Below are 13,810 nucleotides of genomic sequence, written 5' to 3' on the forward strand. Positions count from 1 at the left end.
GGCAACAAGGCAAAGGTCAAGCGCGGGACGGACGCCCGCGCCCAGGGTTGCATCAGCGATAGGTCACGCCGGTCAGTTGCTCGGAGACCGCCCAGAGCCGCTCGGCATCCGCCTCCGTGCTGGCGGCGGGCGGCGTCTTGGCGAACCCCAACGGACCGCGTCTTTCTCCGTCGCCGGTCGGGCCGTAATAAGCCCCGCCTACGGCTTGGGCAGCCGTGGCGGCATATAACGTGGGCAGCGCCCCTTGTGCCGCTGAGTGGTACGCGTCGCGGTCCTTTGCCCAGCGCCGACCGAACTCGCTGTCGAGGCCTGGCCCTCGTTCGACCAACTCGGTCACGGCAACGCCGGGGTGTGCCGCGATGCTGCGAATGCCCCAGTTTTCGGCGTCACTGCGCCGCTGCAAGGCAAAGGCCCAGTGCAGCACGGCCAGTTTCGATTGGGCGTAGGCCCCGTAGGGGTCGTACTTCTGCTCGCTCTGAAGGTCATCGAGGTTCATCGCGCCACGCGCCGCGGCAATGCTTGACAGGCTCACCACGCGGGCATCCTCGCTTTGACGCAAGAGCGGCACCAACAGGCCGGTCAGCGCGAAGTGCCCCAGGTAATTGGTGGCCAGTTGAAGTTCAAAGCCATCGGCGGAAGTCCCCCGCTCGGGAGGCGCCATGACGGCGGCGTTGTTGATCAGCACGTCGAGGCGCGGCAGTCGCTGATTGAGCCGCTGGGCCAGGCCGCGCACCGACGAAAGATCGGCCAGGTCCACGGCCTCGAACTGCACCTTGGCGTCGGGCACGGACTGGCGAATACGCGCAATGGCCTGCGCGCCACGCTCCGGGTTGCGCGCGGCGATGATGACTTCGGCGCCGGCGCGCGCCAAGGCCAGCGCATCCTCGTAGCCCATGCCACTGGTGCCACCGGTGATCAGGACAATCCGACCTTTCTGGGACGGTATGTCGCCGGTCGACCAGTCTGGTTTCGGTGCAATGCGAGCGGACGCTTCGATACCCACCGCACTGAGCAACGCGACGCCGGCGGCAAGGGTTTTCGCCAGTCTTCCAAGCCGGCTCATGGTGCTCATGCGGCCAATGACGGGTGTTGTTGTGCTATTCCACATGGTGATGGTCCCTGTTTGAAGAATGAACCGGCATCGCCGGACGGTCACTGTTTCGAGCACGCCTCGGCCAATTGCAAAAAGCTGAGGTGTTTCTTTGCCCCTTGGGTATTCAAGTAGGTCATCTTCGCTTGCACGACCTCGCACATCGGCGATGTCGGTGCCTCGATACGGATGACCTTGGCGATGTCCAGCGGCATGCCATATTCGTAGGCCGGGACTTGCGTTTGTTCTTTGGCGAGCAGCGGTGAACCGCTCAGGGCGATGACGACCAGCAGGCCGGCAATCGACAGGTTTTGAGTGTTCATAGTGGACTCCACGACACTGTGTCCTCGGGGGACGGTCGTAGCACTCTAGGCGGGGGCGACTGACGTCAAGGTGACTGCTGGCTGACGGGAAGATGTCAAACGCGGGCGGTTTTTACTCCCAGGGCGACGACTAGGACGCCGCCTGGTTCATCAAGGAAAATCCGAAGGTGTTGAGCCCATTCTCGCTGTGGGCGAACACGCGCCCACCGTGCATGGATGCCACGGCACGCACGATGGAAAGGCCCAGCCCATGGTGGGCATCGCTTCGCGCCCGGGCGGCGTCGGCGCGGTAGAAACGCTCGAACAGACGCTCCAGGTGCACGGTATCGATGGGCTCGCCGGCATTGGAAACGCTCACCTCGACCTGCATGCCGTGGTTGACCAGGCTTACCGTGACAGTGCTGGTCGGCACTGCGTAGCGCGCCGCGTTCTGTAGCAGATTGGCCAGGGAGCGGTGAAAAAGGCGTCGGTCGATGCACACGCGCATGTCGCCCTGGATCACCACGCTCAGCTGTTTGTCGTGCAATACCGGTTCCAGATACTCCACCGTCTTCGCCGCCTCCTCATAAAGCGAGACATCACTGAGCTCGGTTGCCCTTTGGCCGCTCTCGGCGCCGGCCAGGAACAGCATGTCGTTGACGATAGTGCCCATCCGCTCAAGCTCTTCGAGGTTCGACTGCAGCAAGTCCTGAAGCTCGCTCACCTCACGCCCGTGAGCCAATGCCACCTGCGTCTGTCCGATCAGGTTGGTCAGGGGCGTTCGCAGTTCATGGGCCACATTGGCATTGAACCCTTCGAGTTGGCACCAGGCCGCCTCCTGGCGAGCCAGGGCGCCGTTGAACGACACCGCCAGTTCCTGCAACTCGCCCGGCAGCGCCTCGGTGTCCAGTCGTTGTTTCGAATCCCCGGGCGGCAGGCTATTGGCTTGATGGCTCAAGCGCCTCACCGGCCCCAGGCCGAAACGCGCGATCCAGTAACCGAGCAGCGCAACCAGCCCGATACCCAACGCAGAGGTCAGGATCAGTATTTTGGTGAAGTGGTCCAGGGTCTTCCTGAAGGGCGTTGAATCCAGGCCCACGATAAAGCGCAGTTCCGGACGGTCGCCCATGGCCGCAATGGTCTTGAGCAACACCATCATGGGACGCTCGCGCTCAGGGAGATCGAGGGTAAACAGCCCATCGGAGCGCGTCGACCAATCCTGGCCGTCCGGCATCGCCCCGCCGTAGCTGAAGGCCGGGTCATCAACCAGAATCCAATAGCGAACCCGTTCATCCGCGGGCGTCAGGCCGTCGAGCTTCTGACGCAAGCCGACCCAGAACGCTGGCGAATCGTATTTCGCCAGCACCGGGTCGAGCACGGAATGGCGCAGGATCAACTCGTTCTGCATCTGCTCATTGAGCGATTGTTTCAAGGAACAACGCAACAGCGTCGCGCTGATCGACATGATCAGCAGGACAGCGAGGGCGAACATCAGGGCGAGCCGCTTGGCGATCGATCGTTTCATCAAGACGTACCACTTTGCCTGCCATCTACCTCTCGGCTTTCCAGTACATACCCCATGCCGCGAACGGTATGCAGCAGCTTGCGCGGATACGGGGCATCCACCTTGGCGCGGACCCGTTTGATCGCGACCTCGACCACATTGGCGTCACTGTCGAAATTCATGTCCCAGACCTGCTCGGCAATCATCAGCTTGGAAAGGATCTCGCCCTGGTGCCGCGCCAACAGGCTCAACAGACAGAACTCCTTGGCCGTCAGGTCCAGCCGCAGGCCGCCCCGGGTCACTTTGCGCGCTTGCAGATCGACCTCCAGGTCGTCGATGCGCAAATGCGTCAGGTCAGTCGTGTCGCCCGTGCGGCGACGGATCAAGGCCTGGACACGCGCGACGAGCTCGGCAAATGAAAAAGGTTTGCCCAGGTAATCATCGGCGCCCTCGCGCAGCCCGCGAATGCGATCATCCACCGTCCCCCTGGCCGACAACATGATGACCGGGGTTTTCTTTTGCAGGCGCAGGCCTTGCAGCACGTCATAGCCGTCCTTGCCCGGCAGCATCACATCCAGGATCACCACGTCGTAGTCCCATTCCAGCGCGTAATGCAGCCCATCGATGCCATTGGTCGCGACGTCGACAATATAGCCAAGCTCGGTCAAGCCACGATGGACGTAGGAGGAGGTTTTTTCTTCGTCCTCGACAATGAGCAAACGCATCAGCTGGTTCCTCTGCGGCAACGGGGGCAACCCAATGAGTCTAGACCGCGAAGGTGTCTGGAGGCTGACCGCTTCCTGACATTCTTGTCAGAAACGGCTCAATGGCCGGCGCTGACGCACAATAACCACGGCTCAGATGGATGCCGTTTCCGCAGGAGAGAAATCGGCGAGCAATTCGATGAAGGATTGGCGCAACCAACGATTCGCCGGGTCATGGTGGAACCGCGTATGCCAGTAAAGATGAATGTCGTAGCCGCAAATGGCCCAAGGTAGCGGCACCAGGCGCACATCGGTGATTTCGGCGAAACGTCGGCCGACCGCCAGGGGGACGGTGGCGATCATGTCGGACTCGGCCACCAGAAACGGCACGCCCATGAACCGTGGCAAGCTGAAACGCACCCGGCGCGTGACGCCATGGGCGGCCAGTTCACGGTCCAGCACACTCATGCCTCGCTCTTCGGCCTGGACCGCGACATGCACGGCCTGCTGGTACTGTTCGGCGCTTATGCTGTCGCCGATGGTGGGGTGATCGTTGCGCACGATGCACACGAATGAGTGACTGTACAGCGCCCTATTGCGGATCGAGGTGTTGAGCAGGCGTGGGAAATAGCCGATGGCCGCGTCCACCTCGCCGGCGTCCAGCCCCTCCTCCAATTGCTCCGACGACAATGCCTGGGTGCGAATTCTCAAATTCGGTGCGGCTTTGTCAAGCATGCGCATCAGCCGGGGCAGGAACACCATTTCGCCAATGTCCGACATGCAGAGCACCAGTTGTCGGTCGGAGTGTTCGGGGATGAACCCCGTGGACGGCAGCACTTGGCTGCTGACCATCTCCAGGATCCGTTGCACCGGCTCGGCGATCTGCAGGGCCCTGGCGGTAGGCTGCATGCCGCGGGAAGTACGGATGAACAGAGGATCGTCGAACAGCGTGCGGAGCTTGGCCAGGGCGAAACTCATGGCAGGTTGGCTGAGCCCCATGAGATCACCGGCCAGGGTCACGCTTTGCTTTTTGCGCAGCGCGTCGAAGACTTTCAGCAGGTTGAGATCGACGTCCTTGATATCCATATTATGGATTTTATCTATAAGTGAAATAAGGTTTTCGGATTCTAGGTCGAAGCCTAGACTCGGCACAAGATCGTTAACTCGATTAACCGAATTGACAATCTCCATAACAATAACGGAGCACACCATGCCCAAGAAGCTGCGCAGCAATTTTCCCTATGGCTCTTATTTATGGGCTGTACGCGCCGCCCAGTGGCGCGCCTTGGGCATAGACGAAAGCGAGTTGGAGAAACCCAAGATCGCCATCGTGAACTCATCGTCCAACCTGGCGATCTGCTTCAGTCACCTGGATGGCATCGCGGACGTCCTCAAGCAGTCGATACGCGATGCCGGTGCCCTGCCCTTCGAAATTCGCACGGCCGCCCCCAGCGACTTCATCACCGGTGCCGGTGCCGGCGGTGCCTACATGCTCGCCGCCCGCGACCTCATCACCAACGACATCGAAGTCGCGGTCGAAGGGGCTCAGCTCGACGGCATGATCTGCCTGGCCTCTTGCGATAAAACCGTACCCGGCCAACTGATGGCTGCCGCCCGCCTGAATATCCCGACCCTGGTGGTGGTCTGCGGCTACCAGCCAAGCGGCGAGTACAACGGCAAGCATGTCGATATCGAAGACGTCTTTATCAGTTCCATGCACGTGGTGACCGGCACGCTGCCGGTCGAGGAGCTGGCCGGCATGGCTCGTAATGCCATCAAGGGGCCCGGGGTCTGCTCGGGGATGGGCACCGCCAACTCGATGCACCTGGTGTGCGAAGCCCTGGGCATGGCCCTGCCCGGCAGCGCGCCGATTGCCGCCAACAGCCCGCAGATGTTCGATTTCGTGCGCCAGGCCGGCCAGCGCATTGTGGAAATGGTCGAGGAAGACCTCAAGCCTCGGGATATCCTGACCCCCAATGCCTTCGCCAACGCCGTCGCGACCATTCTCGCCGCGGGCGGCTCCGTCAACACCATCAAACATATGCAGGCGGTGGCCGCCGAAGGCGGCGTCGAGGTCGACGTCTATCAACTCTTCAGGGACCTGGGAAACAAGGTGCCGGTGCTGGTCGGTGTGCGGCCGGTGGGAGAACACAGCATCGAGCAGATGGAGGCCGCGGGCGGCGGCCGTGGGCTGCTCAAGCGCCTGGAACCGCTGCTGCATGGCGACGTGCTGACGGTCACCGGGAAAACCCTGAAGCAGAACCTGCAAGGGGTGACCGTCAGCGATGACGCGGTGATCCGCCCGCTGGACAATCCCTTCGCCACCCAGCCCGCCATCGTGATGCTCAGTGGCAACATCGCGCCCCAAGCGGGCATCGTCAAATACGGCATCGACCCGAACAAGATGCGCCGCTTCAAAGGCCCTGCGATCTGTTTCGAGCGCTCCGCCGATGCCATCCAAGCCTTGCAGGATGGCCGCATACAACCTGGCCACGTGGTGGTCATGCGCGGAGCCGGTGTGCGCGGCGGCCCGGCCATGGGCGGCGGTGCCTCGAAAGTGGTGTTCGCCATCGATGGTGCCGGGCTCGGCGACCACGTGGCCATGCTGACGGACGGCCATCTTTCAGGGTTGGTGTGCAAGGGGCTGGTGGTGGCCGAAGTCGCGCCTGAAGCAGCCGTCGGTGGCCCGTTGGCGCTGGTCGAGGACGGCGACATCATCACCATCGACCTGGACCACAACAGCCTCGACGCCGATGTCAGCGAAACCGACATGCAGGCGCGGCGCGACCGTTGGCAGCCTCTGGCGCCGCAGTTCGGCGGCGGCTGGCTGGATATCTACCGCCATAACGTGTCCTCCATGGAGCGCGGTGCGGTACTGATCAAGCCGCGCGACATCACCCATGCCGGAGAACAACCGCAATGAGGTTGCACGACGACGAGAAAGCCATGCTTGCCGGCGATCAAGGCCCGGCCGTGCAGAAAGCCATGGACCTGCTGGTGCGTTATGGCGAGGCCCTGGATGCGCAATGCCTGGTGGACACGCGGAATGTGGCCGGCACCATCGGCGCCACCACCCCTTTCCTGCGTCAGTACGCCGAACGTGAGGGCGGCATGGACGCGGTGTTCAGCGAGTTCAACCTCGACAGCGCCGAGGTGGTCCGGATCCCCAAGGTCAAGGTCTTCAGCAGTCACCTGCAACAAGGCATCGACCCTCGGCACGCCAAGCGCCAGGGCATTGGCGAGGACGTGGTGCGCATTTATGAAACCGGCCAGGCCTACAGCAGCGGCCTGGGCGTACAACCGTTGAACACCTGCACGCCTTATCAAGTCGGCAACGTACCGGTGAAAGGCGAGCACTGCGCCTGGATGGAGTCTTCCGCCGTGATCTATATCAACTCGGTCCTTGGCGCCCGAACCAACGCCGAGGGCCGGGAAAGCACCGGCGCGGCGATGCTGACCGGCAAGATTCCCTATTGGGGCCTGCACTTGGACGAGAACCGTCGCGGCACCCACCTGATCCAGTTGGACATGGACGTGAGCACCACGGCCGACTGGGGACTGCTTGGCTACTGGGTCGGTGAACAGGTGCAGGATTGTATCCCGGTCATCGAAGGTGTGAGCCACCAGCCCAATCTGGCTCGCCTCAAGCACTTCGGCGCGGCGGCAGCTTCCAGTGGTGGCGTGGAGATGTATCACCTGATCGGGGTTACGCCGGAAGCACGCACTCGCGAGCAAGCGTTCGGCGCCTCCCGGCCTTCAGCCATCTTGCGCTTCGGTGAAGCCGAACGACGCTGGGCCTACGAGCAAGTCAACGTCACGGCGCACGATGCACAAGTCGACTTCGTCATGCTGGGCTGTCCGCATTACAGCCTCGAACAAATCTGGGAAGTCTGCCAACTGCTGGAAGGCCAGCGCTTGAGCGCGAACACCGAGCTCTGGATATTTACCGCCGCGTCGATCAAGCAACTGGCTGACGTGGCCGGTTACACCCGCATCATCGAGCAGGCCGGCGGGCATGTGATGACCGATACCTGCTCGGCAATCGGCAAGGTGCTGCCCAAGGGCACACGAGTGGCGGCCGTGGACTCGGCCAAACAGGCCCATTACCTGCCGGCGATCATGGGCATCCAGGCGTGGTTCGGCACCACCGCCGAATGCATCCAGGCGGCCATCGACGGCCGTTGGAAAGGAGTATTGAGATGAGCGCAACCTTTACGCTCCGAGGCCGCAAGGTCGTTGGCGGCTGCTTCGAAGGCGAAGCCCTGGTGACCCATGACCGCATCTCTGGCTGGGGTGGCATCGACCCGCGCAGCGGCACCGTCATTGAGACCCGCCACGAACTCAAGGGCATCAGTTTTGCCGGCAAAGTCCTGGTGTTTCCGGGGGCCAAGGGCTCGTCCGGCTGGTCTTCGCAGTTCCACATCGCGCGCCTCGCCGGCGTGGCCCCTGGCGCCATGCTGTTCAACGAAATGACCGCGAAAATGGGCCTGGGCGCGGTGGTCGTGCACGCACCCGCCATGACTGGCTTTACCGAGGACCCGCTAAAGCGGATCCGTACCGGGGACTGGGTGCGCGTCGATGCCGACGCCGGGATCGTCGAAGTGACCCCACGCTCATCGCGCAATGACCCGCCCCTACCGCAACAGCCCAACGGTCCGCAGCGAACGCCGGCGCCGTCGTAACCCGAAGAAACCTGCTGAAAACAACCGCTCCCCGTGGCCACCGGCCAACGGGTTCGGGTTCGGCTGCCTTTTTTACCCCACAAAGGAAGTTTTATGGCTCATGTCATTCGCACGGTACGCCGTACCAGCGCCCCCACCCCGCAACGCCTGCAGGCTGATGTTTGCATCGCCGGCGCGGGTATTTCCGGTATTTCCGCCGCCCTGGAGGCCGCCGCGCTCGGCAAGCGCGTCGTGCTGTTCGATGCCCTGCCCATGCTCGGTGGCCAAGCGGTCGGCTCGATCATCGGGACTTTTTGCGGCTTGTTCTCCAATGGTCCGAACCGGCAGTTGCTGACCCATGGCATCGCCGACGGCATCCTTCGCGACCTGGGCGCCTCGGGCGATTTGCACCAGGCCATCGGTCCCTTGACCACCGTGGTTTACTACGACGAAGTGGCCCTCGGTCGCTGGATTGGTCAAAAGGTGCTCGACGCTGGCATCACCGTGGTGCTCGGTGCGGTGTTGCGTGAGGTGGTGCGCGAAGGCTCGCGGGTCCAGGAAGTGGAGTTGGCCACCCGTTATGGCGACGTGCGCGTGGCGGCCAACGGCTTTATCGATGCCAGCGGCGATGCTGCACTGGTCTGGAACGCCGGGCTCGCCTGTCGCGAACCGGACACGCCCATCTACGGCACCCAGATGTTCGTTCTCGAGCATATCGATGAAGCCCACCTGCCGACGCGCGCGCAATTCACCGAACGGGTCAAGGAAAAAGCCAGGCACTACGGCATCGAGCGCGACGACGGCCTGTTCTTCCAGTTCCCCGGACGCGGCACGGCAGCGTTCAACATGACGCACATCGAAACGCCCCTGGATCCGGTCGCCGCGTCTCACGTCGCCCTCGCCGGGCGCCAACAGGTGGACCAGGTGATCCGTTTCCTCAAAGCGGAGTATCCCCAGGCCTACGGCAAGGCCAAGGTACGGGCGTATGCACTGCCAGGCATTCGCCAGACCCGCTGGATTGTCGGCCAACATCACCTGACCACCGATGAAGTGCGTGCCGCTACGATGTTTCCGGATGCGGTGGCGCGCACCTCCTGGCCGGTGGAATTGCACGGCGACAGCACCGGTTACCAGTGGGAGCCCTTTGGCGACGATCATGTCCACAGCGTGCCGTTGCGCAGCATGCTCCCCGAGGGCAGCGATAACCTGGTGGTCGCGGGCCGCTGCATCGACGCTGACGCGGCCGCGCTGTCGAGTGTGCGCGTGATGGGGCCGTGTATCGCCATGGGGGCCGCGGCCGCCCATGCACTGGATCTGGCTGGCCCGGACGGGCGCCTGAGTGATATACCCGCGCAGGTGTTGCGCGAACGGCTGGCATTCAATCTGGAATAGGTTTCAAGCAGTTCGATGCGCCCGCCATGTGAACGGGGGGCGCCACTCCGACAACAATAAAAAATGCAGTGGAGAACGCACATGTCACAGTCCCGTACCCTGGATGTCGCGGCGCTTATAGAGGCACGCAAACTGTCACGTTTCAACTACGTGGTGATTCTGGTTTCGGTCTTGATCACCTTCCTCGACGGCTTCGACTTGTTGGTGCTCTCCCACACCGCCTCCTACATCGCCGATGAGGTCGGCCTGGACAAGATCCAACTGGGCGAAATCTTCTCCATCGGCCTGTTGGGCATGATGCTGGGCGGGTTCTTCTTCGGTTACCTGGGGGACCGCATCGGACGGCGCCCCACCATTCTGTTTTCCACCTGCTCGTTCGGCCTGTTGACGTTGCTGTTTGTCATGGCCGACAGCTACGCGTCGCTGATGGTCCTGCGTTTCTTCAACGGCTTCGCCCTGGGCGCCATGTTGCCGTTGTGCTGGGCCTTGAACATCGAGTTCGTTCCCAAGCGTTATCGCTCCACGGTGGTCACCATCATCATGGTCGGGTTCAGCCTCGGCAGCGCGATGGCCGGCCCGCTGACGGTGTGGCTGGCGCCGCATATCGGTTGGCAGGGCGTGTTCGTGTTCGGCGGCGTGGTCACGTTGTGCGCCTGGGTGCTGTTGTTGTTCACCCTGCCCGAATCGGTGCGTTTCCTGGCCAGCAAGCGTCAGGCACCGGAGAAAATCGCGGCGATTCTCAAGCGCATGGACCCGAACCTGGACGTGCGCCCTACTGACCAATTCGTCCTGCTGGACGAGCCGGACATCGGTCGCCAGGCATTTCGGGTCAGCCAGTTGTTCATCGGCCGCTTGAAATGGATCACGCCCATGATCTGGCTGGGCTACTCCGCCAGCTCCATGGCCATGTATTTCCTCGCCTCCTGGAGCCCGCTGGTCTATCAATACGCCGGCTTCGATCGCGCGACAGCGTCGTGGGTCAGCTCGATCGCATCCTTCAGCGGTGCGATGGCGGGCCTGGCGATGATGCGCTTCGTCGACACCCGTGGACCGTACATGGTGATGATCTATCCGTTGCTGGCCTTGCCTTTCCTGCTGGTGCTGGGCATCACCGGCATGCAAGGCACGGCGTTCCTGATGTTGAGCCTGGTCGGCGGCGTGTTCGTCAAAGGCTCCCACTATGGAATCCTCAGCATCGCCGGGGTGTTCTATCCCAGTGCCATTCGCGCCAATGGCGCCGGCTGGGCCACCTCCATCGCCAAGATCGGCTCGATCCTCGGCCCATTGCTGGGCGCCTATGTGCTCAATAGTGGCCTGCCGGTGGTCAAGAGTTTCCTGGTCCTGGCGGTCTGCCCCGCCGTGCTGGCGGCCTGTGCCTTTGTCATTGGCCACCTGACACGCCGCCACCGTGGGGCAGACCCACTGCCCGCCCCGTCACAAACCTGAGCACCTTTCTGCCGGCTTACCGCGCCTGACCCAGGCAGCCCGTACCGCGTCGCTATCGACGCGGTCAGGCAAAACTCGTCCTGAAAATCCTACTGATCCTGAGACCAATAAAAATGAACAGGAACCTTCTGCTCGCCGCCGCCCTGACGCTCTGTGGCCCAGTCACCGGCGCCCATGCGGACTTCATCAAAGACAGCAGCGCGACGCTGACGACGCGCAACTTTTACTTGAATCGCGATTTCCGCCAGAGCGACGCGCCTCAGGCCAAGGCCGAGGAATGGACCCAAGGCTTCATTGCCGAGCTTCAATCGGGCTACACCGAAGGCACTGTTGGCTTCGGGCTCGATGCCCTGGGGGAACTGGGGATCAAACTCGATTCCGGTGCGGGCCGCCGTGGCGGTGGGCTGTTGCCTTATGGCCCCGACAGCAATCAACCGGTGGACGACTACAGCGAACTGGGGCTGACCGCAAAAATGCGCCTGTCCAAGACCCAGCTCAAGGTCGGAACGCTGATGCCGATTCATCCGCTGGCGTATTACAGCGATACGCGATTGCTGCCCTCCACCTTCACCGGTGCCTACCTGACGTCCGGCGAGCTCGACAACTTGACCGTCACCGCGGCAAGACTGACCAAGGCCAATGGCCGCGACTCATCCAGCAACGACGACATCAGCTATGCCGGCCAAAGCAGCGATCACCTGGACCTGCTCGGCGGCGATTACACCGTCGGCAAGCAACTGACCCTGCGCTACCACTACGGTGAGCTGCAAGACATCTACCGTCAGCAGTTCGCCGGCCTGATCCATGTGCTGCCCCTGGCGGAAGGCGTGAGCCTGCGCTCCGACCTGCGCTACGTCGACAGCGACGATATCGGTGTTGGAAAAGCCGGGAAGATCGACAACCGCAACTTCAACGGCATGTTCACCCTGACCGTCGGGGCCCAGCGCTTCTCCGCGGCGTTCCAGCGGCTGTCGGGTGAAAGTGTGTTTCCAGTCATCGATACCGGCACGCCTTATGTGGCGAACCTGGTCACCTACAACTCGTTCACCAAAGCCAACGAGAAGTCCTGGCAGTTGCGCTACGAGTATGACTTCGCCGCGCTCGGCATACCCGGCCTGACGTTCATGACCCGCTACGTGAAAGGCAGCGATATCCACACGCGCACGGTCAGCGACGGCAGTGAGTGGGAGCGCGACACCGACCTGGCTTACGTTTTCCAAAGCGGTGCCCTGGAAGGCCTGAACGTGCGTTGGCGCAACCTCACCTTCCGCTCCGGAAACGGCCTGACCCAGCAACTCGATGAGAACCGCCTGATCGTGGCTTACACCTGGAAACTGTGGTGAGCCCCGCCCACCGGAACCCGCTCGCATACGTCTTACCGGGAGAACACCCATGACGTCGTCTTGCGCCGTTGATGTCGCCGCCCTGATCGAGGGGCGCAAACTGTCGGGCTTCAACTATCTGATCATCTGCGTGTCGGTGTTGATCACCTTCCTCGATGGTTTCGACTTGTTGATGCTGTCCCATACCGCCGCCTACATGGCCGAGGAAATCGGCCTGGACAAACTGCAACTGGGCAACATTTTCTCCATCGGGTTGTTCGGGATGATGCTGGGCGGGTTCTTTTTCGGTTATCTCGGCGACCGGATCGGTCGGCGTCCGACCATCATTCTGTCCACCAGCGCCTTTGGTGTGCTGACGCTGCTGTTCACCTTTGCCGACAGCTACGCCTCGCTGCTGGTGCTGCGTTTTCTCAACGGTTTTGCCCTGGGCGCCATGCTGCCGCTGTGCTGGGCACTGAATATCGAATTCGTGCCCAAGCGCTACCGTGCCAGCGTGATCACCCTCATCATGGTCGGCTTCAGCCTGGGGGGCGCGGCAGCCGGTCCACTGACCGTATGGCTCGCACCACAGTACGGCTGGGCCAGTGTGTTCGTGCTGGGCGGTATCGCCACGCTGCTCTCCAGCGTCCTGTTGTTTTTCACCCTGCCGGAGTCGGTGCGTTTTCTGGTGAGCAAGCAGAAGCAACCGCAAACCGTGCTGCGAATCCTCAAGCGCCTGGATCCGGGCATCGATGTGCGCGCCGGGGACCGCTATTTCCTGGCCGATGAAATCGACATCGGCCGCCAGCCATTTCGGGTCGGCCAGCTGTTCATCGGCAAACTGAAATGGATCACGCCCATGATCTGGATCGGCTTTGGCGCAAGCTCCATGGCCATGTACTTCCTCGCGTCATGGAGCCCGCTGGTGTATCAGTATGCGGGCTTCGACCGGGCTACGGCGTCCTGGGTAAGCTCCTTCGCGTCCTTCAGCGGTGCCATGGCAGGGCTTGTGCTGATGCGAGTCGTCGACACCCGAGGGCCCTATGCGGTGATGATCTATCCCCTGCTTTCATTACCCTTCCTGCTGGCGCTGGGCATTGGCGACCTGCAAGGTAACGCCTTCATTGCGCTGAGCATGGTCGGCGCCATCTTCGTCAAGGGAAGTCACTACGGCATCACCAGCATCGCCGGGATTTTCTACCCCAGTGCCATTCGCGGCAACGGCGCCGGATGGGCCGCCTCCATGGGCAAGTTCGGCTCGGTATGCGGGCCGCTGCTCGGTGCCCATGTGCTCAACAGCGGCATGCCTGTCGTGAAGAGCTTCGCGGTATTGGCCCTGTGTCCTGCGGTGCTGGGCGTGTGCCTACACCGTGGCGCGCATCGATAGAC

Annotated in this window: 12 protein-coding genes; 7 read left to right on the top strand and 5 right to left on the bottom strand. The window is 62.3% G+C overall.

The window, feature by feature from the left end; genetic code table 11:
• Positions 1 to 52: 52 nt before the first annotated feature.
• The 5 genes from BLP82_RS00840 to BLP82_RS00860 all read right to left on the bottom strand — a co-directional run bounded on the left by BLP82_RS00840 (position 53) and on the right by BLP82_RS00860 (position 4,686).
• Positions 53 to 1,108: an oxidoreductase gene (locus BLP82_RS00840; RefSeq protein ID WP_092164528.1), complete on the bottom strand. Its 1,056-nt coding sequence runs from the start codon at positions 1,106 to 1,108 to the stop codon at positions 53 to 55.
• 44 nt (positions 1,109 to 1,152) lie between these two features.
• Complete coding sequence (locus BLP82_RS00845) at positions 1,153 to 1,413, bottom strand: DUF2790 domain-containing protein (RefSeq protein ID WP_092164530.1); 261 nt, start codon at positions 1,411 to 1,413, stop codon at positions 1,153 to 1,155.
• A 130-nt stretch (positions 1,414 to 1,543) separates the two neighbouring features.
• Positions 1,544 to 2,917, bottom strand: a complete 1,374-nt coding sequence (locus BLP82_RS00850; RefSeq protein ID WP_092164532.1) for a heavy metal sensor histidine kinase — start codon at positions 2,915 to 2,917, stop codon at positions 1,544 to 1,546.
• On the bottom strand, positions 2,917 to 3,621 hold the full coding sequence (locus BLP82_RS00855) for a heavy metal response regulator transcription factor (RefSeq protein WP_092164534.1): 705 nt from the start codon (positions 3,619 to 3,621) through the stop codon (positions 2,917 to 2,919). Before BLP82_RS00855 ends, BLP82_RS00850 begins: the two co-directional genes overlap by 1 nt.
• Before the next feature lie 132 nt (positions 3,622 to 3,753).
• Entirely contained in the window at positions 3,754 to 4,686 is a 933-nt protein-coding gene (locus tag BLP82_RS00860; protein ID WP_092164535.1) for a LysR family transcriptional regulator, read from the bottom strand.
• Positions 4,687 to 4,810: 124 nt separating this feature from the next.
• On the opposite strand from BLP82_RS00860, the gene BLP82_RS00865 reads away from it, so the two are divergent.
• The 7 genes from BLP82_RS00865 (at position 4,811) to BLP82_RS00895 (ending at position 13,808) form a co-directional block, all read left to right on the top strand.
• Positions 4,811 to 6,523: a dihydroxy-acid dehydratase gene (locus BLP82_RS00865; RefSeq protein WP_170842250.1), complete on the top strand. Its 1,713-nt coding sequence runs from the start codon at positions 4,811 to 4,813 to the stop codon at positions 6,521 to 6,523.
• The gene (locus BLP82_RS00870) at positions 6,520 to 7,803 is read left to right on the top strand and encodes an aconitase X (RefSeq protein WP_092164536.1); all 1,284 of its coding nucleotides are present in this window, start codon (positions 6,520 to 6,522) and stop codon (positions 7,801 to 7,803) included. Before BLP82_RS00865 ends, BLP82_RS00870 begins: the two co-directional genes overlap by 4 nt.
• Positions 7,800 to 8,282 carry an aconitase X swivel domain-containing protein gene (locus BLP82_RS00875; protein ID WP_170842251.1) on the top strand — a complete coding sequence of 161 codons (483 nt, stop codon included), beginning with the start codon at positions 7,800 to 7,802 and terminating at the stop codon, positions 8,280 to 8,282. The genes BLP82_RS00870 and BLP82_RS00875 overlap by 4 nt, the downstream gene beginning before the upstream one ends.
• A gap of 33 nt (positions 8,283 to 8,315) precedes the next feature.
• Positions 8,316 to 9,653 (top strand): FAD-dependent oxidoreductase, encoded by a 1,338-nt coding sequence (locus BLP82_RS00880; RefSeq protein WP_368665044.1) that lies wholly within the window; start codon positions 8,316 to 8,318, stop codon positions 9,651 to 9,653.
• Positions 9,654 to 9,734: 81 nt separating this feature from the next.
• The gene (locus tag BLP82_RS00885; RefSeq protein WP_092164539.1) at positions 9,735 to 11,099 is read left to right on the top strand and encodes an MFS transporter; all 1,365 of its coding nucleotides are present in this window, start codon (positions 9,735 to 9,737) and stop codon (positions 11,097 to 11,099) included.
• Between the two features lie 113 nt (positions 11,100 to 11,212).
• Positions 11,213 to 12,442, top strand: coding sequence for an OprD family porin (locus tag BLP82_RS00890; protein ID WP_092164540.1), 1,230 nt, complete (start codon positions 11,213 to 11,215; stop codon positions 12,440 to 12,442).
• Positions 12,443 to 12,491: 49 nt separating this feature from the next.
• Positions 12,492 to 13,808: an MFS transporter gene (locus BLP82_RS00895; protein ID WP_092164541.1), complete on the top strand. Its 1,317-nt coding sequence runs from the start codon at positions 12,492 to 12,494 to the stop codon at positions 13,806 to 13,808.
• Positions 13,809 to 13,810: the final 2 nt, after the last annotated feature.

The sequence above is a fragment of the Pseudomonas sp. NFACC37-1 genome, from assembly GCF_900101575.1.
Lineage (GTDB): Bacteria > Pseudomonadota > Gammaproteobacteria > Pseudomonadales > Pseudomonadaceae > Aquipseudomonas > Aquipseudomonas fluorescens_AA.

What these genes read in the sequence shown, in the direction of transcription:
- BLP82_RS00840 (WP_092164528.1), bottom strand. Translation starts at nt 1,108, where the DNA reads ATGTGGAATAGCACAACAACACCCGTCATTGGCCGCATGAGCACCATG.
- BLP82_RS00845 (WP_092164530.1), bottom strand. Translation starts at nt 1,413, where the DNA reads ATGAACACTCAAAACCTGTCGATTGCCGGCCTGCTGGTCGTCATCGCC.
- BLP82_RS00850 (WP_092164532.1), bottom strand. Translation starts at nt 2,917, where the DNA reads ATGAAACGATCGATCGCCAAGCGGCTCGCCCTGATGTTCGCCCTCGCT.
- BLP82_RS00855 (WP_092164534.1), bottom strand. Translation starts at nt 3,621, where the DNA reads ATGCGTTTGCTCATTGTCGAGGACGAAGAAAAAACCTCCTCCTACGTC.
- BLP82_RS00860 (WP_092164535.1), bottom strand. Translation starts at nt 4,686, where the DNA reads ATGGATATCAAGGACGTCGATCTCAACCTGCTGAAAGTCTTCGACGCG.
- BLP82_RS00865 (WP_170842250.1), top strand. Translation starts at nt 4,811, where the DNA reads ATGCCCAAGAAGCTGCGCAGCAATTTTCCCTATGGCTCTTATTTATGG.
- BLP82_RS00870 (WP_092164536.1), top strand. Translation starts at nt 6,520, where the DNA reads ATGAGGTTGCACGACGACGAGAAAGCCATGCTTGCCGGCGATCAAGGC.
- BLP82_RS00875 (WP_170842251.1), top strand. Translation starts at nt 7,800, where the DNA reads ATGAGCGCAACCTTTACGCTCCGAGGCCGCAAGGTCGTTGGCGGCTGC.
- BLP82_RS00885 (WP_092164539.1), top strand. Translation starts at nt 9,735, where the DNA reads ATGTCACAGTCCCGTACCCTGGATGTCGCGGCGCTTATAGAGGCACGC.
- BLP82_RS00890 (WP_092164540.1), top strand. Translation starts at nt 11,213, where the DNA reads ATGAACAGGAACCTTCTGCTCGCCGCCGCCCTGACGCTCTGTGGCCCA.
- BLP82_RS00895 (WP_092164541.1), top strand. Translation starts at nt 12,492, where the DNA reads ATGACGTCGTCTTGCGCCGTTGATGTCGCCGCCCTGATCGAGGGGCGC.